Source organism: Chitinophaga parva (assembly GCF_003071345.1).
Classification (GTDB): domain Bacteria; phylum Bacteroidota; class Bacteroidia; order Chitinophagales; family Chitinophagaceae; genus Chitinophaga; species Chitinophaga parva.
The window spans coordinates 558183-580538 of the sequence record NZ_QCYK01000001.1; the positions used below are offsets into that span (position 1 = coordinate 558183).

The following is a 22356-nucleotide window of genomic DNA, read 5'->3' on the forward strand; positions in this document are numbered from 1 at the left end:
ACGCAGGGCTTTACTAAAAATATATGCAATGCTTACAGCTGTTCGTACAGCTTGCGCAGGCGTTCGCGGGTCATTTGTTCTTTCCAGTCTTTGCCCAGTGCATTTTCCCACAGGGGGGCCATACCCAGGGACACATCGATCATGGTGTTGAAATCCGCATCAGACAAGCCTTTGGTGATCCCCTGGGGAATAGTGATGTTGTGCTTCCTCACCATTTCCTTAAATTCTTTTACGCCTTCGGGGTAAAATTCTTCCAGCTTGTCAAACACGATGCAGTTGCCAATGCCATGCTTGGTGCCCAGCAGGTAAGCCAGGCCATAGCTCACCGCATGGGCCACGCCTACCTGTGAGTAGGCAATGCTCATACCGCCGGCGTAAGAGGCCATCATCAGTTTATCATCGGAATCATCGTCCCAGTTATCTTTCTGCAGGAAGATCTCCTGGCACAGCTCCAGTGCTTTCTCTCCGTAAGATTTGCTGAATGCATTGAGGTAAGTGCCCTGCAGTGATTCTATGCAGTGGATGTAGCAGTCCATGGCGGTGTAGAACATCTGGTTCTTATCCACGCCTTTCACTAATTCCGGGTCCAGCACGATCTGGTCAAACGGGGTAAAGTCTGAATTCATGCCCAGCTTGCGGGTAGGGCCGGTGAGCACACAGGTGCGGCTCACTTCCGCGCCGGTACCGCTGATAGTGGGGATGCCCACTTTGTATACGCCGGGGAACTTCACCAGGTCCCAGCCCTGGTAGTCTGCAGAAGAGCCGGGATTGTTCATCATGAGGGATACGGCTTTAGCCATGTCCATCACAGAACCGCCTCCAATGCCGATGATGCCGGACACGGTGCCAAATTCCTTCACCAGCTGGTCGCGCAGGGCGTCCACCACCTTGGTTTTGGGCTCGTCGGTCACATCTATGTACATGATCTTGTCTTTGCCTTCCAGCGGCAGGCGGGCGGCAAAAGCAGCATCGCCTTCAAAATGATAGTCTACAAAAAAGATCATCGGAGCGTCGCCTTTGCGGTGGGGCGCAATGATCTCACCCAGTTGGTTAATGGAGCCTCGGCCAAAGATCACGTAGTCCACCATTTTAAAATTCCTGAATTTCATATCGCTAGTCTTTTCGTTAATCGTTATCAAATGCAGCAGCCGTAAGCCTTACAGTAGTTTCGCGGCTTTTTCCAGGTCTTCCGGGGTGTCTATTTCCACGCCCATGTATTCCGTTACCGCCATCTTCATGGCAATGCCGTTTTCCAGGAAGCGGAGGCACTCCACTTTTTCTGCGGCCTCCAGGGGTGTCATGGGCATTTTGGGAAAGTCCAGCAAGGTTTGTTTACGGAAGGCGTAGATGCCAATGTGCTCATAGTAAGTGATCTTTACCTCCTTATCACGCGGGTAAGGGATGACGGAGCGGGAGAAGAACAGCGCGTTGAAACGCTTATCCACGGCCACTTTCACATAGTTGGGATCTTCAATGCTTTTTGGGTCTGTAAGCACCTGCATCAGGCTGGCCACCTGGATGTTACCACCATCGGGGCCGTCAAAAAGGTGGAGCAGTTTTTCCAGCGGGGCCTTTTGCGTAAAGGGTTCATCGCCCTGTACGTTCACAAAAACGTCTGCGTCCATCTGCTCCGCAGCTTCGGCAATACGGTCGGTACCGCATGCATGTTCCTGCTTGCTCATGATGGCTTTGCCGCCGTTGTTCACCACTTCGTTATAAATGATGTCACTGTCGCACACCACGGCTACTGCATCAAACAAGCCGGTGTTCACCACTGCTTCATAGGTGCGCACGATCACGGACTTACCGCCCAGGTTGGCCATCAGCTTACCGGGAAAGCGCGTAGCGCCGTAGCGGGCGGGAATGAGTGCAACTTTCTTCATATTGGATCTTTAGGCCTGCGGCCAATATAATATGCTGAAAACATAGCAGCGATGCGGCTTTCACCACATCGCTGCCTCAAAGATATTACAACGCTGATTGAATGGCTTCCGCCAGCTTCTTTGCTCTTGCGGCTGTTTCTTCCTTGCTCCACGTAAGGTTGATTGGGGTGGAAATACAACGGCCCATGATCGCATCGGATGCGGGGAAGGTCCTGGTCTTGTACACCTCCATGGCCTGCTGCAGTTGCGCTGCAAAGGGCGTGAGCACGGCACTTTGTTTAAAATGCTGCCACTGGCGGAAGTAGTGCCAGTTGTTGTCAAACCAGAAGAAGGCAGGAAGGCCGGCAGCCTTGATGGCGGCGGTGGCTTTTCGCGCGGCTTCTTCCGTAGGCAGGAAGAAGGAAAGGAAAGTGGCGCTGTCGCCGGCTTCATCGGGCAGGCGGCGGAAGGTAACGCCAGGAATGGCAGCTACAGCGTCTTTCAGCACTTTTTTGTTTGCCCGCTGGGTCGCCAGGAAATCATCCAGGCGGCGCACCTGGGCCAGGCCCACGGCGGCGTGCAGTTCCGAAATACGGTAGTTATAACCAATGAAGGGATGCAGGTCTGCACCGCGGTCCACGCCCAGGTGGTCGTGCCCGTGGTCCGTGTAGCCATCGCACTTCACGTATACCTCTTTATCGTTGGTGATCACCGCACCGCCTTCGGCGCAGGTAATGGTCTTTACAAAGTCAAAGGAGAAGGTACCGGCGTGGCCGATAGAGCCCAGGGCCTTGCCCTTGTAGGTGGCGCCAAAGCTCTGGCAAGCATCTTCCAGCAGGATGAGGTTGTGTTTTTCGCAGATGGCCTTCAGCGCATCCAGGTCTGCCATGGCGCCGCACATATGCACGGGCATTACGCATTTGGTGCGGGGGGTGATGGCAGCTTCCACGGCTTTGGGGTCCAGGGTGAGGGTATCATCCACATCGACCAGCACGGGGATGGCGCCTACTGAAAATACGGACTCAAAGCTGGCCACAAAAGTAAAGGTGGGCATGATGATCTCATCGCCGGCGCCCAGGCCCAGGGCTGCCATGGCCGTGGTGAGGGCGGAGGTGCCGCTGGAGGTAAGCTGTGTATATGGTACGTTCAGGCGCTTGCTGATCTCGTGCTCCAGTTCCTTTGCCTTCCAGATGCCTTTGCGCGGTCCGTCAAATCCATAGCGCATGAGGATCCCCGTTTCCAGTACCTCGTTTACTTCTTTTCTTTCAGCGTGGCCAAAAAGTTCATATCCAGGCATATACACAGTTTTGTGAAGGGTGAATTATTTTTGTGTTGCGCAAAGGTACATTATTCAATTATTGGGCGCATCCCAAAAACTGTTTATCTTTTACTAAAAATTTGCCATGCGTTTTTCACTGCTCAGCATCCTGTTAAGCTTAAACCTGCTACTGGGAAAGCATGTCCTGGCCCAACAATCCGCGCCGGCGGAAATACAGGCCGTAATGGACGCCCAGTCCACTGCCTGGAACAAAGGCGATCTCAAGGCTTTTATGCAAACCTACTGGCACTCTGACTCCCTGCTTTTCGTGGGCAAGAACGGCCTGCGCCACGGCTGGCAGGCCACGCTCGATGCCTACCGCAAGGGTTACCCGGACCGGGCCAGTATGGGGCAACTGGATTTCAAGCTACTGGAGTGGCAGCAACCCAGCCCCGACAGCTGGTTTGTGGTAGGGCGCTGGCACCTGAAGCGCTCCGTGGGCGACCTCCAGGGTTACTTCACCTTATTGATCAAAAAGATAGATGACAACTGGAAAATTGTGGCAGATCATTCCTCTTCCAGCGATCATTAGTGGGGATGTTATAGTTGTGAACATTCCACACTTTGTGGAATCCATATAAAAAAAGAACCGTCCCAGGAATAGGACGGCTGCTATACACCACAACATTAAAAAGAAGTTCGTAAGGATTTAGTTGTACAAAACGATGCGCTGCTTGCCGGATCTGCACATGCTCAAATGCTTTCGTTTTGTAGATCGTACAATTGCTTCCGGGCATTGCACTTTTCCCGGCGGTTGCTTTCACAACCGTTCCACGTGGGAAAGAATGCATTTCCTATGCCATTTATTTTTTCCCGATGTCTTTGTTATCCCGTACTGCCTTGTTTTCCTTTTCCGGTTTTTCTGAAAGAGGCCCTCTCAGCGGGTTGGTAGTATGGGTTGCCTTGTCTGTTTCCAGCACTTTGGATTGGGGTTGCGGCCGCTGCTCATACGCACCAGTGCCTCTTTCAGCGTTATCGTTCCGGTTTTGCGGCGCAGTGCGCTTGTCTTTACTGTCGCTCATGATCTCCGTTTTTGCTGCAGAACAAACTATACTGCAGGTACAACCAAAACAAAGTTTATTCCAACAAAAGGCAGCAGGGGCAATGGTTACAGGCTGTGGCCAACGTTGCAGATTTTCCCCAAAAGCGTGGTGCGTTCATCCTGCTGGGAAACGATTTCTACATGACATCCGCATCTTCTTATGCATAAATCGGTTGCTATGACAAGGCATAGGTTTTGACTATGAAATATTCTCCCGTTACGGGATTAATTTCTCTTAAACCTGTTTAAAATATACATGCGCTATGAGTTCCCATTTAACGAGATGGCCGGAACTGAAACCCTTGCTTAAAAAACGTTTTACACAATTATCCGACGATGATCTGGTGTATGTGAAAGGACATGAAACCGAACTGCTGGCAAGGCTACAAACCAAGATCGGCCAAACAGCGGATGACATCGACCGCATCATCCGCAGTTTTCATGTGGCCTACCTGGCCCCCCGTAAACTGCTGTGATCCTTATATCAATTAAACCCTGATATATTGTTACAGCGCTATCATCCTCTCTTTCACAGGCAGTACCCTTTACACTGCCTTCAAATTTAAAATCCGGCCCGGGCACAACCCCGGGCCGCCTTATTTCATACAGGCACGCCCGTTAGCATGCGTAAGGTGCTGATCCCGAGCTTGTAACCGCAAATCCGCCCCTGTGGCCCATCCTGGCCCGCCGTCATTAACTAAACGTTTGCAAAAGCGGTGCGCTACATTCCAAATAGCGCACTTATCTTTGAGTCCTCCTTTTAACCCTTCCTCTGGAACAAACCGACCCAATTTTCCTTTTTAGCCTTGTCCTGTTTAAAGCCCGCAATACACTTACCTTGTAAAACGGGATTATAATGATCGGCAAATCCAGCCTCGGTTTATTTTTTTGCTTCGTCATCGCAGTGATCAGCTTTAGCAGCTGCACCAAAGAAGCTGTTGTGGTGCCCAAACAAACCACCATCATCGCAGACACTACCCCCGTGGCGGCTATCACAGATACCGTGGCGGACAATCATATTAACCGCACGTTCCTCCTCCAGCTGGTGAATGGCCTGCGCGCCCATGGCTGCAACTGTGGCGGCGTGCAAATGCCTCCCGTAGGCCCCCTCACCTGGAACGGCCTGCTGGAACGCGCTGCCTGGGATCACTCCCTGGACATGCAGATCAAAAATTACTTTGACCATAACAGCCCCAACGGCTCTACGCCACAAAGCCGCATTACTGCAGTGGGTTACAACTGGGTATTTTCCGGTGAGAACCTGGCCATGGGTCATATGGACGAGCAGGCAGTAGTAGTAGGATGGCTGGGCAGCCCCCATCACTGCCAGAACATGATGAGCGCTAATTATACAGACATTGGCGTTGCCCGCGATGGTGATTACTGGACCATGGATCTGGGCGCAACTGGCAAGGGCTCCCTTAAATAACGCAAACTTTCAATTTTTCCATCGTACATGCGCCGGCTATCCGGCGCATTTTTTTTGGCTTATTGTTTTTTAAAACGGTCTTTCCATACCCGGTATACATATACCAGGTAACCCGCCAGTGATGCTACGAAGAAAAGATAGAACCCTATCAAATAGGCTGTGGGCGCCATTTCCGGCAGGCCCCAACCCAGATACAGGCCAAAGAAAACGTTGAGCATCATCCAGAAAAAACCCAGGAACACGGTGCGCATGATCTTCACAAAGAAGCGCACCAGGTGCATGTCTATTCCCTCTTTGCGCTGTTCTTCCGTATCGGGCATAGCTGATGGTTTTACGGGATCAGGAGTTTGGAAAGTGCGGCGCTGTCGCCATTAAATACATTGAAGTCCACCGTGGTGCGGATGCCGTCTACCCGGCCCCGGTCATTGTGCTGCCAGAAGGTCCACACCCGGTCTGTTCTGGGGTCTTTTTCCACATAGTAGTGGGCCACCCAGAGCGGGTAATCATCAAATTCTTCACCAAGGTAGTTGCGGTAAAATTTCATATTGGTGTAGATGATGGGCTTTACCTTATATGCCTTCTCCATTTCTTCCAGCCATATGCGGGCGGTACTGCGGATCACGGCGGGGGGCTGGTTATTGCTCACTTCAATGTCCAGCACGGGGGGCAGGTCGCCCGGCTCCAGGTCTACCACGTTCTTGAAGTTGATGGCCTGTTTCAGCGGGTCGCGGGTGGAGTAAAAGAAGTGATAGGCGCCCCGGATCACACCGGCGTCTTTACACTTGGTCCAGTTGCGCTTAAAGGAGGCGTCCTGCCGGGTAATACCTTCCGTAGCTTTTATAAAAGCAAAGCTGATCCGCACCTTCTTCACCTGCATCTGTCCCACGGCATTCCAGTTGATGTCCTGCTGGAATTTACTCACATCAATGCCATGCATTTCATAGTTCACCGGCAGGTCTATGCCAAATTCGGAATAGTGCACAAAGTTGATCCCGCCACGGTTGCGGTACCAGCACCAGGCCGCCACAGCGGCCACCAGCAGGAGGAGGAGAATGAAGGAAGATTGCCAGGCTTTTTTGATCATGGGTACGTTGCAGGTGCTTAAGGCCGGGGCCTATTATTCCGCAATTATAGCGTTAAAATTTCTTTTTATGTTTATATAAGGGGTAGTTGTCCTATTTTTACAGTCAATCCTTTATGCCATGCCGGAATTTAACCTGAATGACAGTCTGAACCTCCTTTCCAAATTCACGCCCCGCCGGGCGTGGAATGCTGGGAAAGTGCTGGCCAGCTACTGGGTGAGCAAGTGGACGGGCAAGCCGGTGCAGTGGGGCTACCCCATCTCCCTTTCGTTTGAGCCCACTACTTCCTGCAACCTGCGCTGCCCCGAGTGCCCCAGCGGTCTGCGGGCGTTTACCCGCCCCACGGGTATGCTGGAGCAGGATTTCTTCCGCCGCACCATAGACAGTATTTCCAAAGACCTTTTATACCTCATCTTCTACTTCCAGGGCGAGCCTTACCTGAACCCGGGTTTCCTGGACATGGTAAAGCACGCCGCTGCCCGCGGCCTTTACACCGCCACCTCTACCAATGCGCATTACCTCAATGATGCCAATGCCAGGCGCACCGTGGAAAGTGGGCTGGACCGCCTCATTATTTCCATTGACGGTACCACCCAGGATGTGTACTCCCAGTACCGCGTAGGCGGGCAGTTGCATAAGGTAATAGAAGGCGCTAAGAACATTGTGAAATGGAAAAAAGAGCTGAACAGCAAAAAGCCGTTCGTGTTCTTCCAGTTCCTGGTGGTAAAGCCCAATGAGCACCAGATAGAAGCGATAAAACAGCTGGCCAGGGAAGTGGGCGTGGATGAAGTGCGCTTTAAAACCGCGCAGGTCTATGACTTTGAAGAAGGCAACCGCCTCATTCCTACCATAGACAAGTACTCCCGCTACCGCCAGAAAGAAGATGGTACCTACGAGATCAAAAGTGGGCTGGGCAATCATTGCTGGCGCCTCTGGCACTCCCCGGTAGTAACCTGGGACGGGCTGGTAGTGCCCTGCTGCTTCGATAAAGACGCACAGCACAAACTGGGCGATCTGAAAAAAGAAGATTTCCGCACCCTGTGGCACAATGAAGCATACGTAAAATTCAGGACCCAGCTGATGACAGGCCGCAAGTCTATCGACATCTGTGCTAACTGTAGCGAGGGTACGAAAGTGTGGGAAGATTAGCCCATCCCACCCGGAGGAACCGGTCCCCGTTGAAGGAGACTGGGGACACCCAGGGGGAATAAATGAAAAAGCCTGCAGATAAACATCCACAGGCGTATACTTTTCGCTATTAAACCTATTATCCGGTGGCCGTCCTTTACAAAGGGCGGCCTTATATTTTTAACGGAGATCAGAAGTCTTCCGCTCGTTTCTTTTTCTTTTTACGGCTGGTGAATTTCTGGTAGAGATTTACACCGGCTCTCACACCAATGTATTCCACGGCGCTCATGAGTGCCGTGGTCGCAAAGTTCTTGAACTTGCCGCTTTCCCAGGCAATCTTTGCCACCCGTCCTACAATGGCCATGGCGCCGCTTTTGCGCACATTACCCGGTACTACGGAATTTAGTGCCATGCCTTTGAAATTCGTTTTCAGGTGATCGGCCCGTTCGCCCAGTTCCGCTTCCAGTGCCCTTGATTTTCTCTTCAGGCGCTGGATCTCTTGTTCCAGGGCATCCATGTGGGTCACTTTCTGCATGGGTAAAGTTTTATCATTAGGGAGTTGGTTGCTTGTTAATGATGTTCTGTTACCGGTTCGTCCTGTTCTTCTTCAGGTTCCGGTGGCCGGTTCTCGGCCCTTTCCTGCAACTCTTCCGTTTCATCATCGTGCAGTATTTCGCGGATAATGAGGTTAGACACCGCGCGCTGTATGGGTTTGCGCAGCAGGAACATAAGCAGCATCAGTACCAGGAAGGAGGCGGCGGCACAGGAAAATCCAATGGTGAAACTGCCGGTTTTTTCTCCAATGAAAAAACCCAGCACCATGCCCAGGAATACGATGACGAAAAAAAACAGCAGGAAAGCCAGCATCATGGAAAAAAGTACGCCCACGGTTCTGGATAGCTTTCCTGCTGCCTGGAGGCGGATGAGATCCACGCGGGTTTGTATGTAACTGCGTAAGGTCTTTCCCGTCTCCTGAAAATAATTGCTGAAGTTGTCTTCCATGCAAAGGGTTTTATTGCAGGTGCAGGGTAAATGAATTAGGCCAGTTCGTGTTCGAGGGCATTATCATATTCTGCTTTCTTCTTCTTCAACTTGTCTTTCAGTTTGTCGGCCTGGTATTTCAGTTTGTCTACCAGTTCGTCTTTCTTGTCGGAGTTCAGGAAATAACCTACGGCTACGCCCACGGCCGCGCCTACAATGAAAGATACTACTGCTTTGGAGCTGTTGTTCATAGTGTTTCTTTTTTAGGTGTTTAAAAATGTGATGATGCCTGTAAAGACGCAAACACCATTCCACAAATTGTATCCTGATTGTTAAAGCTATCTGAACATTTTAGTCCTTGGGCCTGCATTTTGATGGGCTTCTGTAACAAGCATTTAACCAATGGGATTGATCCAAAACGAACATCTGAAGCAGGTAGGCTTCATCATCCTCATCCTGTTACTGGGCATACTTTTATTTACCGAACTCTCACCCTTTATCCCCGCCCTGCTGGGCGCTGTTACCTTCTATGTGCTGTGCCGCAATGTCATGTTCCGCCTCGTGGAAAAGTGGCGCTGGCCGGGCCCCCTGGCCGCAACCCTGATCATGCTGTTGTCCTTTCTCATCATTCTGTTGCCCTTCGGCCTGTTGATCAATATGTTAGCCTCCAAGGCCGCTTATGCCATCAATCACTACACAGACCTGGCAGACGGTGTAAAGCAACTGAACGGCCGCCTGCAGCAAAGCTCGGGGCTCAACCTGCTCTCGCCGGAGCGCCTGCAACAGCTGCAAAGTAAGCTCACCGTGATGTTGCCAAACCTGCTGGGCGCCACCCTGAGCAGCCTTACTTCCATCGTGATCATGTACTTCATCCTGTACTTCATGCTCACCTGCGGACGGGCCATGGAAGCGGCTTTGTACGAGTACATTCCCCTCCGCGAGGAGAATGTGGTGCGCATGGGCAAAGAGGTGCATACCATGGTAATTGCTAATGCCGTGGTGATCCCCCTCATTGCCATTTTGCAGGGCGCCGTGGCAGGCCTGGGCTATTGGCTGCTGGGCGTACCCCAGCCGGTATTCTGGGCGGTGGTCACTGCCTTTGCTTCCCTGCTACCTGTCATTGGCGCCGCGGCGGTATATGTGCCTATTGGCATCTGGGTAGTGGCCAGCGGGCAAACCTGGCACGGCATGGGCCTGCTGCTATACGGCTTCCTGGTGGTAGGCACGGTGGACAACATATTCCGGTTTGTGCTGGCTAAGCGCATTGGGGATGTGCATCCGCTCATTACTATTTTCGGGGTGATCATAGGCCTCAATTTGTTTGGCTTTATCGGCATTGTGTTCGGGCCATTGCTGATCTCTATGTTTATCCTGTTATTAAAGATCTATGGAAATGAATATGCAGTGAAGCGCAGGGGCCGGCCGGAGGAGCAGGTGGTTAAGCAGTAGGCGGGTACCCGCATTGCATTTAGCGGTAATAATTATTCTCATCCATATAAGCCACTACATCATCCGGTATGAGGTAGCGTACCGGCTTGCCTTCCTTTATCCACCTGCGGATGGCAGTGGAAGAAATATCCAGCAGGGGCGCTTCCACTACGGTAATGCGGGCACCTGCGAGTTCGCGCGCGGGATGGCCGGGGCGCATGTAAATATACAGGGGATAGTCGCGGATCAGCTGTTCATAATTCTTCCAGCGGGGAAGGTTCTCCAGGCTATCACTGCCCATGATCACAGAAAATTCATGCGTGGGAAATTTTTCAGCAAGATAGGTCAGTGTATCGATGGTGAAAGATGGGCGGGGCAAAGAAAATTCAATGTTGCTGGCCCGCAGGCGGGGAGCGCCTTTCACGGCCAGTTCCACGAGGTGGAAGCGATGATGTTCATTGAGCAGGGAGCCGGCCGGCTTCAGGGGGTTCTGGGGCGATACCACCAGCCACACCATATCCAGGTCCGTATTGTAAGCCATAAAGTTTGCGATGATCAAATGCCCGTTGTGCACCGGATTGAATGAGCCAAAGTACAAGCCTATCTTCATGCCCAGCTAGTTTGAGGCGTGAATGTAGGAAAATGTATGCACATGGCCTCACTCCAGCGGTTTAAACTGTTCGAACAACTGACCGCAGTTTTTACAGAAGTGTGTAGCCCTGCAAAGGGTGGCCCCAAAGGGAGAGCGCATATAAGTATCCTTGCTGCCGCAATGAGGGCAGGGCGTGTGTAGCAGTATCTCGGCAGATACCTTGCCCGATACCGGCGGAGGCGCCAGGGCAAAGGCTTCCAGCTTCTGGCGGGCCGCCGCGGTAAGGCGGTTGCTATGCCAGTGGGTAGCTGCATCTACCTGTACCAGCACCGGTACCTGCAGCTCCCGTTCCAGCGATACCTGTATGTTGCGTTGTATGAATTGCAGCGCGGGGCATGCCGCATAGGTAGGGATCATTTTTACGGTAACCGCCGCGCTGCCTGCCAGTTCCACCCCGGTGATCATACCCAGGTCCACCACGCTGAGCACGGGTATCTCCGGGTCCATTACGGTGGCCAGGCATTGGTATACACGGTCTATGGTCAAAGGTGTGGACATGTGCATCACGGTTTAAAAAATGAAAGGGATCATAAGCCTTACCAGGTGGCTTCCGGGTCCAGGCGAAATACGGCGCCCATTTCATCCAGCAGGGGCGCCAAATATTGTGTATGCCAGCCGGAACGTCCGCCATACGCGGGTTCCAGGTCGCCGGTGGCCGGCAGCGCCAGCCCCGCTTTAGCCAGTATGGGCTGCAGGCTTTCCCACCAGCGCTGCTGCAATGCGGCCTCTCCGCAATACACGCCGGACGCGATCAATTCCGCTTCCTGGGCCAGTGGTTCAAAAATACCCAATGCCAGCGGCAGGGTTTCTTCCAGCGCGGCCTGCATACGGGCTTTGCCTTCCTCACCTGCCTGCGCCAGCTGGATGATCCAGGCATTGGCGTGCAGGGTATGGTATTTCAATTCTCCTTTTATTTTCCGCGCCAGTTGCTGCAGGGGCACAAAGCTGCTGTCTGCCAGGGCTTCATATCGCAGGGCTTCTGCATGGTCAAAAAGAAAATGCCGCATCAAACTAAAATCATACTCGCCAATGGGTTGCTCCACCAGGTGGCAGCAGGTATACTTTTCCGCCAGGCGAAGAAATGCGAATGCATCCGGATCGGGGCCTCCATGCTCGTGCAACACCCGGTACAAAGCCCATGCATGGCCTATTTTATCCTGTGCCATGGACGAAAAAGCAATGTCTTCTTCCATCACAGGGCCCAGGCCCGTCCACTCGGAATTACGGTGGCCCAGGATCAGGGCATCATCGCCCATTGCAATGATCAGTTGCCGCAAAGCGGGGGAAAGCGTTTGCATTGAGTTTTGTGGTTTGAATAGAAAGAAATATGCATGCCTGTTACTTAATACCACCCTTCTTGAATTTATTGATCTTCTCCATGACCTTAAAGCCGCTGGCGTCGCGGTAGGTTTTATCCGCGTTGTTCTCAAACATATCTTCATCCGCTATGTCAAACGCCAGGATGTCTGCGCTCCGCACTACCCAGAGATTTACACACTTTTTACGGCGGGCAAATTGCTCCTTGGCAAACACCAGCGCCAGTTCCGGGCCGGGGGCCCGTACACAACCCACGTGTTCATGGTGGGCGCCTCTTTTCTCCTGGTGAAAAACTTCATACGTGTTCCAGTTCTCCCCTTCCGCAATGGTCAAGGGACCAGCTTCGCCCAGTTGCAGGCGGTTTATTCTCGGGTCCAGCGATTGTTCATTCATACTTGTCTGTTCCTCTTTGTTTATGCCGCGGGGGCTGTCCATTGTTCAGTAGGTTGCATCAGTGCTTCCCTTACCCAGCGGCCCTGGAATTCTGCCCATTGCCGTACGCGCAGGCGCTCCTGGTTGCAGGGCCCCTGGCCATTGATCACCTTGTGGAAAAGGTCCCAGTCCGGGTCACCAAATAACCATTTGCCCGAAGCGGAGTCTTTGCGCAGCTCGGGATCCGGCAGGGTAAGGCCCAGCTCCCAGATCTTGGGCACATACTGGTCCAGGAACTGGTTGCGCATATCATCATTGCTGGCCATCTTCACCTTCCATTGCATCAGCTTTTCTGTGTGCTGGCTGTCCTTGTCCGGCGGGCCAAAGAAATGGATGATGGGCTGCCACCAGCGGTTCAGCGCTTCCTGCAGCATGCGGCGCTGCAAAGGCGTGCCTGTGGCCAGGTCTATAAAGGCGTCGTGGCCTTGCTTCAGGTGGAAACTTTCTTCGAAGCAGATGCGCTCCAGCGCCCGGCAATAGGGCCCGTAAGAGCCCTTGGAATTGGCCACCTGGTTTACAATGGCCGCGGCATCGATCAGGAAACCGATCACCGTTACGTCGGCCCAGGTTACGGCGGGGTAATTAAATACGTTGGAATATTTTGCCTTACCGGAAATAAGGTCATTGATCATGGCTTCCCGGCTTTTGCCGAGGGTTTCGGCCGCATTGTACAGCAGCTGGCCATGGCCTATTTCATCCTGCACCTTGGCTATCAGGGCCAGTTTGCGCTTAAAGCCCGGTGCCCGGGTGATCCAGGTGCCTTCCGGCAATGCGCCCATGATCTCGGAATGTGCGTGCTGCTCTATCATCCGGATCAGCTGCTTGCGGTATAGCGTGGGCATCCAGTCCCTGGGCTCTATTTTTTCGCCCCGGGCAATGCGCGCCTCAAAGGCCGCCAGCATTTCCGGGTCTTCCTGCGTGGCGGCGGGCATACCCGCGCGCTGGTTTGGCTCTTCATAAATGTATCCGCCCCCGTACATAACGTGATTGTTTTGGTACTGGTAAGTTACTAATTTCCGGGCACAATCAGTGCTCCCGCCATTGTGGAACCTGCTTTGCTGTAATGCTTTAAAAATGCCGGCCCATGCCCCTCTGGTTACCACTCCTGCTGTTCCTGGCCAGGCCCCTGCACGATACAGTGGTGCAGGTGTCCTTTACCTTTCCCGGCCTGCTCACCTCCCCCGGCGGCGACACGGTGTACTACAATCCCGCCCGGCCCCTGCAGCTGGCGGATTTTACCGCCTCCCCACATTATCACGGGCACAGCGGCGCCATTTCCTTTACCAGCTTTGCCTACGATGGCAGCAGCCACCTCCGCCATGATACGCTGCAGCTCCACCTTTTCCTGCAGGTTTTCTTTGTAAAAAGCGCCTCGTGGGTGTTGCCGGAAATGGCCAAAGCCAGCACCCTGGCCCATGAGCAGCTGCACTTTGACCTCACCTACCTGGTGGCCATGCGCTTCCGCCAAAAGATCCTGGCCCTGCACCTTCCCGCGGATGATTATGATAGTGTGATACAATATGAGTACCTGGAATCTTTCAGGGAAATGAACCGCATCCAGGAGCGTTATGATGCAGATACCAGCAGTGGTGCAGAAGGGCGGGAGCAGCAGGCATGGGCCGCCCAGGTAAAAAAGTGGCTGGAAATGGCCGCCGGCGGGCTGCCCATCCCTGCGCTGAAAAGCCCGGTGTAGGCACACATGGGCCACAATCGGTCCATTCCGCACCGGGCGCACATGGGCCGCAGGCTACCCTAAATAATTTCATCCCTGGCATTCTTTTTCCAGGGATTCATTCTACCTTTCTCTTCTACCGTTCTTTATCACAAAATCAAATTGCTTATGCACCATATTATCACGGGAAGGCCCCGCCTGTTTGCCGCCATCGTGGTGGCATTGACGGCCATATCCTGCCATAAAAAGGACCACGGCGGCACCACCCCGCCGGCAGACACTACTTCCTCCGTGGCAGACCGCACCAAAGACACCCTTTATTACATTACTAAAGACGAATACCTCTGGACAGACGCGCTGCCGGATTATAACACCTTTGCGCCCCGGCAGTTTTCCAGCCTGGACGCAGAACTGGAAGCCATCAGGGCATTCAAGCGCGATTCACTGGACCCTACACAGCCCCGGGACCATTACAGCTTCCTGGATGATGGCACCGTGTCCGGTGAGCTGAATGGCGGCGTGTCCGGCGACTTTGGCTTCAACATCAACTACTATGCGCTGGATGATATCCGCTCCATTTATGTATACCCCGGCTCTCCGGCCGGCAAGGCCGGCGTAAAGCGCGGATGGAAGCTCACCGCGGTAAATGGGGATACCAGCCTGTATTATGATTACAATGCCGCTACCGGCCATGGCACCAACTACGACCGGCTGGTAAATGCGTTTTACAACAGCAGCTCCACCGCCTTTACTTTCCTGAAGCCGGACGGCACTTCCTCCACTGTAAATCTTACCACGGCCACTTACAGCATTAACCCCCTGCTCTTTTCGAAGATCTACAACGTGGGTGGCAAAAAGATCGGCTACTTCGTGTTTAACCAGTTCCTGTCACTGGACCTGGTAAAAACCCGGCTGGACAGCCTTTTCGGCGCTTTCTCCGCGGCTGGTGTTACAGACGTGATCGTGGATATCCGCTACAATGGTGGCGGTGCGGTAGAAACGTCTGAATACATGGCCAACCTGCTGGCTCCCTCCACCGTAGGTACTTCACTCATGTACACGGAATACTTCAACAGCAATCTCACCAATCACAACTACAACGCGGTAACCAAAGCCATGCGCCTCGATAATGGCCAGTACAAACTTTCCGATGAATATGACTACCTGGTAGCAAATAACCGGGCAAACTTTTCCAAGAAAGGGAGCCTGAGCCCCCAGCACGTGGTGTTCATTGCTTCGTACAACACGGCATCCGCCAGTGAACTGCTTATCAACAACCTGAAGCCCGTGCTGCCATCGTGGAAGCAGGTGGGCCGCCCCACGTACGGCAAGCCGGTGGGCTTCATCGGCATCACCGTTGGTAAAAGCGACCTGTATGCCATCTCTTTCTCCATCAAAAATTCCAAAGGCATAGGCGATTATTACTATGGCCTGCAACCCACGGAAGGCAGTACCCGCGAAGATGCCGCCGAAGATTTTGGTGATGTACATGAAGTGTATCTGAATGAAGCATTTCATGCACTGGGCATCACGGATACAGACCTCGGTGCCCGTGAGCGCGCCGCCAGCTTCGATCCCCGAGCTGCATCACCGGTGGGCCAGGGCATTCCGCTACGTACTTTCAAAGGCATGGTCACCCGGTTGCCTCACCAGTGATAAGCACATTGCACATAAAAAAATCCCGCTCCATTCCGGTAGCGGGATTTTTTTATGCGTTATGCAAAGGTGGTTTACATCACCCTCCTGTCTTTGGGTATAATGGGCAGGCCCTTGTCTGCCGCATCTATAAAGGTAAGTACGGTGTTTACCGCCTGGAAAAAGAAAGAAGGTTGTATGTGCTTAAACTCGTCTGAAGCGCGGTGATAGTCCGGGTGGTCTTCCACGCCAAAGTAGATGTAAGGAATATTGCGTTGCTTAAACTCGTACTGGTCGCTTTGTGCGGTCCAGTCGTTGTGCCCCTGGTCCGGGCGGTCATGGCCCGTTTTCAGGTGAATCAGGCTTTTCTCCGCGGCTGCATCCACAAAAGGTTTCAGGGCAGGGTTATAATACAGGCCACTGGCGTATAGTTCCTGCTGGTCATTGCGGCTTATCATGTCCATATTCACATTGAGCCGTATTTGCTTTACCGGGAAAGGCGGTTGCACAAAGAACGCCTTGGCGCCCTGCAACCCTTCTTCTTCCCCGTCCAGCGCGGCAAACACCATCATGTGCCGTGGCTTGTGCTGCATGTAGTACTGCGCCATAGCCAGCAGGCCGCTGGTGCCGGATGCATTGTCATCCGCCCCGTTAAAGATACTGTCTGTCTGTGCCGGATCACTGGAGCGGTGCATGCCCACATGATCATAGTGTGCGGTGATGATGATCACTCCATCAGACTCACCGGGAATATAGCCGTAAATGTTAGTGCCGGTTACATTCCGGCCACCATCATTGTAGAGGAACATGCGCTCGTACTTCCCATTGAAGGGCTGCAGGCCTATTTCTCTGAAACGGCCCAGCAGGTAGTATTGTGCCTCGCGGCTACCACGGGAGCCTATGCGGCGGCCCTCATATTTGTCATCAGAAAGAGTGCGGATATCGTTCAGCAAACGGGAAGAATCCACGCTGAACTGAGCCTGCGCCGCAGCGCTGAGCAGCAGCAGACCGGCAAGCAATAGATGGCGCATGAAACAGCTGTTTAAGTTACACCGCAATGTACCTTTTTTACCGCGTCCGGTTTAGTGTGTTTTTATTTGAACAGCTGGTATACTGCAAAGCTGCATACGTAAGCCAGGCCGGTCATGTAGAACAGCTGGATCACGGGGAACTTCCAGGAGCGGGTTTCCCGGCGCACCACCGCCAGGGTGCTCATACACTGCATGGCAAAGGCGTAGAAGATCATGAGGGAAAGGCCGGTGGCCAAAGTGTACACGGGGCTACCATCTTCCCGGCGGGCGGCCATCATCTTTTCACGGAGGGTGGCGTCGTTATCGTCCGGGTTTTCACCCACGCTGTACAGGGTGGCCATGGTGCCTACAAACACTTCACGGGCGGCAAAAGAGGTGATGAGCGCAATGCCTATTTTCCAGTCATAGCCCAGGGGGCGGATAACGGGCTCTATCTGGTGGCCCAGCACCCCGGCATAAGAGTGGGAAAGTTTGTCTGATTGGTACTGGCGGTCCAGTGCTTCCTTTTGTTCAGGATGGGCCTGTACTGCGGCCTCGTACTGTGCCTTGGCAGCCTGCATCCCTTTGGGCGGGCCATAAGAAGCCAGGAACCAGAGGATCACGGAAATGACCATGATCACCTTACCGGCATCGGTCACAAATATTTTGGCTTTCTGCACCATGGTCACCCCCACGTTTTTCCAGCGGGGCGCGCGGTAAATGGGCAACTCCATGATGAAATAACTCTTTTCCTTCATCCGCACCAGCAGGCGCAGGATAGCAGCAATGAGGATGGCCATGAAAAAGCCCAGCAGGTAAAGGCCCATCATCACCAGGCCCTGCAGGCTCAGGAAGCCGAGCACCTTGTGGTCCGGCACTACCAGCGCTATCACGATGGTGTAAATGGGCAGGCGCGCGGAGCAGCTCATCAGGGGCGTTACCATGATGGTGATAAGGCGTTCCTTGCGGTTTTCAATGCTGCGGGCCGCCATGATGGCCGGTACGGCACAGGCCACCCCGCTGATCAGGGGCATCACGGACTTACCGTTGAGGCCCACCTGGCGCATCAGGCGGTCTGTAAGAAAGCTGATGCGGGCCATGTAGCCGGTATCTTCCAGGACGGTGATAAGCCCAAAAAGGATCATGATCTGTGGCACAAACACGGCAATGCCGCTGATGCCTGCCAGCACTCCATTGACCATGAGGTCTGTAAAATTATTATCCGGCAGGTGGGTGGAAAGCCAGCCACTCAGTGCCCCAAAGGCGCTTTCAATGGCGTCCATGGGGTAAGATGCCAGCCAGAAAATGCTTTGGAACAATACAAAAAGCACGGTCAGCAAAATGAAGTAACCCCAGAACCGGTGCAGCAGCAGGTTGTCTATCTTTTCAGAACGCAGTTGCTTTTCCAGCGGGTCCGCTTCCACCACGGTGGCCTTCATCAGGGTTTTAATGCGGCCATAGCGGTGCATGATCTCCTCGGCCTGCATTTTTGTTTTGTTGAATTTGTACTCCGCCAGTTTGTTCTTAATGGCCAGGCGCTGGCCACCGTTGAGGAAAGGCAGCTCGTCCACGTTCACGGCCACGTGCAGGGCCGCGTAATCACTTTTGGCCGGGAAGTATTGTTTGATGTCCCGGATCAGTTCCGGGGCCAGGGCGTTATTGTCTATGAAATCCTGCACCGCTACGCCTTGTTTATCGCGCAGCACCTGTTCTATTACTTTTTTGAGCTCGCTAAGCCCTTTGTTCTTACGCGGGTTAATGGCCACTACGGGCACGCCCAGCTTGGATTCCAGGCCTTCCAGGTCTATCTCAATGCCTTTTTTACGGGCAATGTCCATCATCGTGAGGGCTATTACCACGGGCATTTTGAGGTCCATGATCTGGGAGCAGAAAAGCAGGTTGCGTTTCAGGTTGGCAGCGTCGGCTACGATCACTACCAGGTCCGGTACTTCTTCGTGGGAGGGATTGATGAGCACCTCGTAGGTTACGTACTCGTCCGCGCTTTTGGGATAGAGGCTATAGGTACCGGGCAGGTCAATGATATTGGCCTGCAGGTGGGAACTGATCCGGGCAGAGCCGGTTTTCTTATCCACCGTTACACCTGGAAAGTTGCTTACTTTCTGGTTTAGGCCGGTAAGGGCATTGAAGAGAGAACTTTTGCCACTGTTGGGGTTTCCCACCAGCGCAATATTTATGGGAGCATCCATCCTTTCCGCGTAATTAATTCCTAAGCTTGAAGCGCATGGCACGCGGCTTACGGCCAGCGGCTTCCAACCAACACGCAAAGCTATGAATTAAATGGCGGGGGCAATGATCGCATCGGGAAAAATTGACAGTGGGAAATTTGAGTCCTGTGCAGGATAGGACGTGAAAAAGGCCCGCCTGGGGCCGGGGCCCGCAAAGCGGGACCGGCCACAAATGCAAAACCGCGGTGAAAACCGCGGTCATTGCCATTCGTGATGTAACTGATTATTAAACTAACATATACTAACAGTGACTAAAACCTAACTGATCTTTAACAGGTTATACAGGCTGTAGAGCACCAGGGACGTGGCCTGTACACCGGTAGCGGATGTTTTCTTGTCATCGCTGTTGTCTACCGGCGTATGCTTGCTGCTGTCATCCAGCTGGCGGTCAGAGCTGCCGTGGTAGCGGAAGTGCTCACGCAGGGAGTCCACGTTCTGCACCGGGGCCGCATCATTATCGCTGTCGTTGTCATTATCATCGTCATCCACATCAATGTTGATATCGCGACCATGACGGCCAAAGTGGACGTGGTGGCGGCGGTAGCCGTCGCGGATGCCGCTCATGTCTATTTCCTTGCCGGCCGGTACATACACGATCACGTCTGCTTCCTGGCCCCGGAACCGTACACCGCGGGGGATGGTAATGTCATTCGGGATGTAGAGGATGGAATCTTCCTGGTGGATGTCCAGCTGGATCTGTTCTGCCATGTAACGGGCCTGGCCCATATTGCGGCCACGGGAGCGGCGGCGGATCTCCAGCTCAAAGTTACCCGTGGGGCTTGTTTCCGTACGCACGTTCACTGCATTTTCATACAGTACCGTGTCTTCGTCCGCAATGAGGTCGCCAAACTGGAGGTGACCGTTTTCGTCATTGTCCCAGCCCTGCTGCTTTACGATCAGCTTCCCGTGGGAAGGCATTTCCAGGGTCCGTTTTTCCGTTACATGCTCACCGGCGCGGAAATCGCGGCCCACGGAGGTGGCCAGCCACAGGCCGCACACCAACCCTATCACCCACAGCACACCCAGGGTGGCGCTTACGCCGCGGCTGCTTTGCCTGATGCCCGTGAGCTTACGCACGATGAAGATGATGATGGCCACTACCGGGATACCAAACACCAGCGCAATGGTTACCCAAAGCAGGTTGGACTGCAGGCCGGGATTGAGCAGTACCCCTTTGATGGGGAAAAAGGCGGAGAAAGAAGTAATGGTCACAGCGGCGGTGATAAAGCAGATCAGGAGCACCACCATCAGGAAGTAAAAGACACCTTTACCCAGGATCACGATGGTTCTGCCTAACAGGTCTGCCAGGCCGTGGAAGAAACGTTCAATGCCGTTTCCTGCCTGTTTACCGCGGCCGGAGGTAAAATTTCGGATATCATCCCCCACCTTGCCCATGTTGCCCTTGATCTGGTTGATCTCGTCCTGGATGGTGGATTTAATGCTATTGAGGTCTACCCTTTCGCCGCGCATTTCCAGCTTTTCAGCGGCAGTGGTGGCTTCCGGGGTTGCCACCCACAGGATAAAGTAGGCCAGCACCCCGGTACCAAAACCGGCAATGGCCAGCAGGGCAAACACGATGCGGAATACTACCGGGTCTACGTTGAAGTAGTTACCCAGGCCACCGCACACCCCGCCCAGCACCTTGCTGTCCGGGTCGCGGTACAGGCGCTTGCGGCCACGGGGCTGGAAAGTATTGGTCTCAGGGGCTTCCTGGCTGGCAGCGTTATCACCTTCAAACTGCTCGGGGCGGCCGATGGAGGCGATCACGGCCTGCACGTCCTCATCGGTAATGCAGTGGGCGCCGTTCTTCAATTTGTCCTGGAACAACTCTGCAACGCGGCTTTCAATATCACTCAGAATTTCCTCAGCTCCTTCTTCTTTTGAAAAATGCCTGCGCAAGCTGTCGAGATACTGGCGGAGTATCTCATACGCGCTGTCCTCGATGGGGATCAGCCTTGCAGAGAGGTTTATATTGATGATCTTTTTCATAAAAACGCTTTTAGGTTGTAGGAGGATTTAGAGTTCATTTTGGGTGAGTGCGTGTACCGCGTTGGCTAGTTCCAGCCAGGTTGCTTCGAGTTCTTTGTAAAATTCCAGGCCCTTATCTGTCATGGAAAAATACTTGCGTGGGGGGCCGGAGCTGCTTTCTACCCAGCGGTAGGTGAGCAATTCGGCATTTTTGAGCCGGGTGAGCAGGGGGTAAAGGGTGCCCTCCAGTATATCGAGTTTGGCCTCTTTCATTTTCTCAATGATATCTGAAGGGTAAGCCTCGCCTTGCTTGATCACGGAGAGAATGCAAAACTCGAGCACCCCCTTCCGCATCTGTGATTGTGTGTTATCAATATTCATGGCAAGTGAGCTTTTAAACTTTTTAAATCGGTTGGTTATTGTCGCTTTGACGATTCAAAGATAGAATGAATTTTAGTACTGTGCAATACCAAATACCTTTCAAGGCAAAATAACTTGCTTTGAATAATAGCCATTAAAAATCCGTAGATGAGCCACCACAGCGGATATGTGTGCTATCTGGTACCTTGTAATGCATAATAGATATTATTAGGAACGGTTATTGGGCGGGATGAACGGCGTTTCCGGAAAAATGAATGCCTGGCGGCAGCCTAGCCTGGCCAACAGGCCCACCAGCAAGGATTGCAGGCTTTGGCCTGCGGCCAATGCAGCCACAGGCGCGTATCCGCGGTTATTTGCAAATGAAGAACGGCTCCCATCGCGTAATCCACATGTTTTTAACATTTCTTTGCGGGATAGCTGGTACAATTATTAAAATCACTCCCTATTTTTGTGACACATCATTCTTGTAGCATTCTCACTTCACCCTTGAAAAGATTTCTCAGTATATTGCTCCTGGCCATTATGTGCACGCAGCTGCTCCCCGTGCGGGCGCTGGGAAAGATCCTTTTCAATAACCAGATCGTAGAAGAGCACATGCATGATGAAGACCCGGGCAAGGCGCTTAAAGTAAAGTTCCACCTGGTGTTTAACCACGTAGATTACCTGGCTTCTGAAATATTCCTGCGGGAACTATACAGCCATTACCACGAGCAGCTTCCCCTTTACCCCTCCCGGGAAGTGCAAACCCCTCCACCCAACTGCTAAGTTGCGCA

General features: G+C 53.1%; 26 protein-coding genes. 8 read left to right on the forward strand and 18 right to left on the reverse strand.

The genetic code is table 11. The features are described 5' to 3' along the window. Positions 1-32 precede the first annotated feature (32 nt). The 3 genes from DCC81_RS25665 to DCC81_RS02445 all read right to left on the reverse strand — a co-directional run bounded on the left by DCC81_RS25665 (position 33) and on the right by DCC81_RS02445 (position 3159). A complete protein-coding gene (locus DCC81_RS25665) occupies positions 33-1109 on the reverse strand; it encodes an iron-containing alcohol dehydrogenase family protein (RefSeq protein WP_205686246.1) in 1077 nt (358 codons plus the stop codon). Between the two features lie 48 nt (positions 1110-1157). Continuing rightward, positions 1158-1883, reverse strand: a complete 726-nt coding sequence (gene kdsB / locus DCC81_RS25670; protein ID WP_205686247.1) for a 3-deoxy-manno-octulosonate cytidylyltransferase — start codon at positions 1881-1883, stop codon at positions 1158-1160. A gap of 85 nt (positions 1884-1968) precedes the next feature. Continuing rightward, the gene (locus DCC81_RS02445) at positions 1969-3159 is read right to left on the reverse strand and encodes a DegT/DnrJ/EryC1/StrS family aminotransferase (RefSeq protein ID WP_108686440.1); all 1191 of its coding nucleotides are present in this window, start codon (positions 3157-3159) and stop codon (positions 1969-1971) included. A 106-nt stretch (positions 3160-3265) separates the two neighbouring features. Here DCC81_RS02445 and DCC81_RS02450 point away from each other — a divergent pair, with 106 nt between their 5' ends. Then, positions 3266-3712 (forward strand): YybH family protein, encoded by a 447-nt coding sequence (locus DCC81_RS02450; protein ID WP_108685003.1) that lies wholly within the window; start codon positions 3266-3268, stop codon positions 3710-3712. A 271-nt stretch (positions 3713-3983) separates the two neighbouring features. Here DCC81_RS02450 and DCC81_RS02455 read toward each other — a convergent pair whose 3' ends face one another. Further along, positions 3984-4202, reverse strand: coding sequence for a hypothetical protein (locus DCC81_RS02455; RefSeq protein WP_108685004.1), 219 nt, complete (start codon positions 4200-4202; stop codon positions 3984-3986). A gap of 283 nt (positions 4203-4485) precedes the next feature. On the opposite strand from DCC81_RS02455, the gene DCC81_RS02460 reads away from it, so the two are divergent. Beyond that, complete coding sequence (locus tag DCC81_RS02460; RefSeq protein ID WP_133177509.1) at positions 4486-4698, forward strand: CsbD family protein; 213 nt, start codon at positions 4486-4488, stop codon at positions 4696-4698. Positions 4699-5078: 380 nt separating this feature from the next. Further along, positions 5079-5651 carry a CAP domain-containing protein gene (locus DCC81_RS02465; RefSeq protein WP_108685006.1) on the forward strand — a complete coding sequence of 191 codons (573 nt, stop codon included), beginning with the start codon at positions 5079-5081 and terminating at the stop codon, positions 5649-5651. A 59-nt stretch (positions 5652-5710) separates the two neighbouring features. Here DCC81_RS02465 and DCC81_RS02470 read toward each other — a convergent pair whose 3' ends face one another. Both DCC81_RS02470 and DCC81_RS02475 read right to left on the reverse strand, forming a co-directional pair. Continuing rightward, positions 5711-5971 carry a hypothetical protein gene (locus tag DCC81_RS02470; protein WP_108685007.1) on the reverse strand — a complete coding sequence of 87 codons (261 nt, stop codon included), beginning with the start codon at positions 5969-5971 and terminating at the stop codon, positions 5711-5713. Between the two features lie 11 nt (positions 5972-5982). After that, complete coding sequence (locus tag DCC81_RS02475; protein WP_108685008.1) at positions 5983-6735, reverse strand: glycoside hydrolase family 25 protein; 753 nt, start codon at positions 6733-6735, stop codon at positions 5983-5985. A 118-nt stretch (positions 6736-6853) separates the two neighbouring features. On the opposite strand from DCC81_RS02475, the gene DCC81_RS02480 reads away from it, so the two are divergent. After that, complete coding sequence (locus DCC81_RS02480; protein WP_108685009.1) at positions 6854-7882, forward strand: SPASM domain-containing protein; 1029 nt, start codon at positions 6854-6856, stop codon at positions 7880-7882. Between the two features lie 169 nt (positions 7883-8051). Here DCC81_RS02480 and DCC81_RS02485 read toward each other — a convergent pair whose 3' ends face one another. From DCC81_RS02485 to DCC81_RS02495, 3 genes are read right to left on the reverse strand one after another with little or no spacing between them, the layout of a single operon-like run. Then, the gene (locus tag DCC81_RS02485) at positions 8052-8396 is read right to left on the reverse strand and encodes a hypothetical protein (RefSeq protein WP_108685010.1); all 345 of its coding nucleotides are present in this window, start codon (positions 8394-8396) and stop codon (positions 8052-8054) included. Between the two features lie 35 nt (positions 8397-8431). Continuing rightward, positions 8432-8863, reverse strand: coding sequence for a hypothetical protein (locus DCC81_RS02490; RefSeq protein ID WP_108685011.1), 432 nt, complete (start codon positions 8861-8863; stop codon positions 8432-8434). Between the two features lie 35 nt (positions 8864-8898). Then, positions 8899-9093 (reverse strand): YtxH domain-containing protein, encoded by a 195-nt coding sequence (locus DCC81_RS02495; protein WP_108685012.1) that lies wholly within the window; start codon positions 9091-9093, stop codon positions 8899-8901. 151 nt (positions 9094-9244) lie between these two features. On the opposite strand from DCC81_RS02495, the gene DCC81_RS02500 reads away from it, so the two are divergent. Beyond that, positions 9245-10291: an AI-2E family transporter gene (locus DCC81_RS02500; RefSeq protein WP_108685013.1), complete on the forward strand. Its 1047-nt coding sequence runs from the start codon at positions 9245-9247 to the stop codon at positions 10289-10291. Between the two features lie 19 nt (positions 10292-10310). On the opposite strand, the gene nadD is transcribed toward DCC81_RS02500, so the two are convergent. Genes nadD through paaA form a run of 5 tightly spaced genes read right to left on the reverse strand, consistent with a single transcriptional unit; the run spans position 10311 to position 13651 of the window. Continuing rightward, on the reverse strand, positions 10311-10880 hold the full coding sequence (gene nadD, locus DCC81_RS02505) for a nicotinate (nicotinamide) nucleotide adenylyltransferase (RefSeq protein ID WP_108685014.1): 570 nt from the start codon (positions 10878-10880) through the stop codon (positions 10311-10313). Positions 10881-10928: 48 nt separating this feature from the next. Further along, positions 10929-11420, reverse strand: coding sequence for a 1,2-phenylacetyl-CoA epoxidase subunit PaaD (paaD, locus tag DCC81_RS02510; protein ID WP_165806408.1), 492 nt, complete (start codon positions 11418-11420; stop codon positions 10929-10931). A gap of 38 nt (positions 11421-11458) precedes the next feature. Continuing rightward, entirely contained in the window at positions 11459-12220 is a 762-nt protein-coding gene (gene paaC, locus DCC81_RS02515; protein ID WP_108685016.1) for a 1,2-phenylacetyl-CoA epoxidase subunit PaaC, read from the reverse strand. Between the two features lie 40 nt (positions 12221-12260). After that, the gene (locus DCC81_RS02520) at positions 12261-12632 is read right to left on the reverse strand and encodes a 1,2-phenylacetyl-CoA epoxidase subunit B (protein WP_165806409.1); all 372 of its coding nucleotides are present in this window, start codon (positions 12630-12632) and stop codon (positions 12261-12263) included. Between the two features lie 20 nt (positions 12633-12652). Then, positions 12653-13651 carry a 1,2-phenylacetyl-CoA epoxidase subunit PaaA gene (gene paaA, locus DCC81_RS02525; RefSeq protein WP_108685018.1) on the reverse strand — a complete coding sequence of 333 codons (999 nt, stop codon included), beginning with the start codon at positions 13649-13651 and terminating at the stop codon, positions 12653-12655. A 104-nt stretch (positions 13652-13755) separates the two neighbouring features. Here paaA and DCC81_RS02530 point away from each other — a divergent pair, with 104 nt between their 5' ends. Further along, positions 13756-14364, forward strand: coding sequence for a hypothetical protein (locus tag DCC81_RS02530; RefSeq protein WP_108685019.1), 609 nt, complete (start codon positions 13756-13758; stop codon positions 14362-14364). A gap of 147 nt (positions 14365-14511) precedes the next feature. Continuing rightward, a complete protein-coding gene (locus tag DCC81_RS02535) occupies positions 14512-15999 on the forward strand; it encodes a S41 family peptidase (protein ID WP_108685020.1) in 1488 nt (495 codons plus the stop codon). Between the two features lie 74 nt (positions 16000-16073). On the opposite strand, the gene DCC81_RS02540 is transcribed toward DCC81_RS02535, so the two are convergent. From DCC81_RS02540 to DCC81_RS02555, 4 genes are all read right to left on the reverse strand, one after another. After that, entirely contained in the window at positions 16074-17009 is a 936-nt protein-coding gene (locus DCC81_RS02540) for a M28 family peptidase (RefSeq protein ID WP_108685021.1), read from the reverse strand. Between the two features lie 62 nt (positions 17010-17071). After that, on the reverse strand, positions 17072-19195 hold the full coding sequence (feoB, locus tag DCC81_RS02545; protein ID WP_108685022.1) for a ferrous iron transport protein B: 2124 nt from the start codon (positions 19193-19195) through the stop codon (positions 17072-17074). A 297-nt stretch (positions 19196-19492) separates the two neighbouring features. Continuing rightward, a complete protein-coding gene (locus DCC81_RS02550; protein WP_108685023.1) occupies positions 19493-21223 on the reverse strand; it encodes a PspC domain-containing protein in 1731 nt (576 codons plus the stop codon). 27 nt (positions 21224-21250) lie between these two features. After that, the gene (locus DCC81_RS02555) at positions 21251-21583 is read right to left on the reverse strand and encodes a PadR family transcriptional regulator (protein WP_108685024.1); all 333 of its coding nucleotides are present in this window, start codon (positions 21581-21583) and stop codon (positions 21251-21253) included. A 486-nt stretch (positions 21584-22069) separates the two neighbouring features. Here DCC81_RS02555 and DCC81_RS02560 point away from each other — a divergent pair, with 486 nt between their 5' ends. After that, positions 22070-22348 carry a hypothetical protein gene (locus DCC81_RS02560; protein ID WP_133177510.1) on the forward strand — a complete coding sequence of 93 codons (279 nt, stop codon included), beginning with the start codon at positions 22070-22072 and terminating at the stop codon, positions 22346-22348. Positions 22349-22356 lie beyond the last annotated feature (8 nt).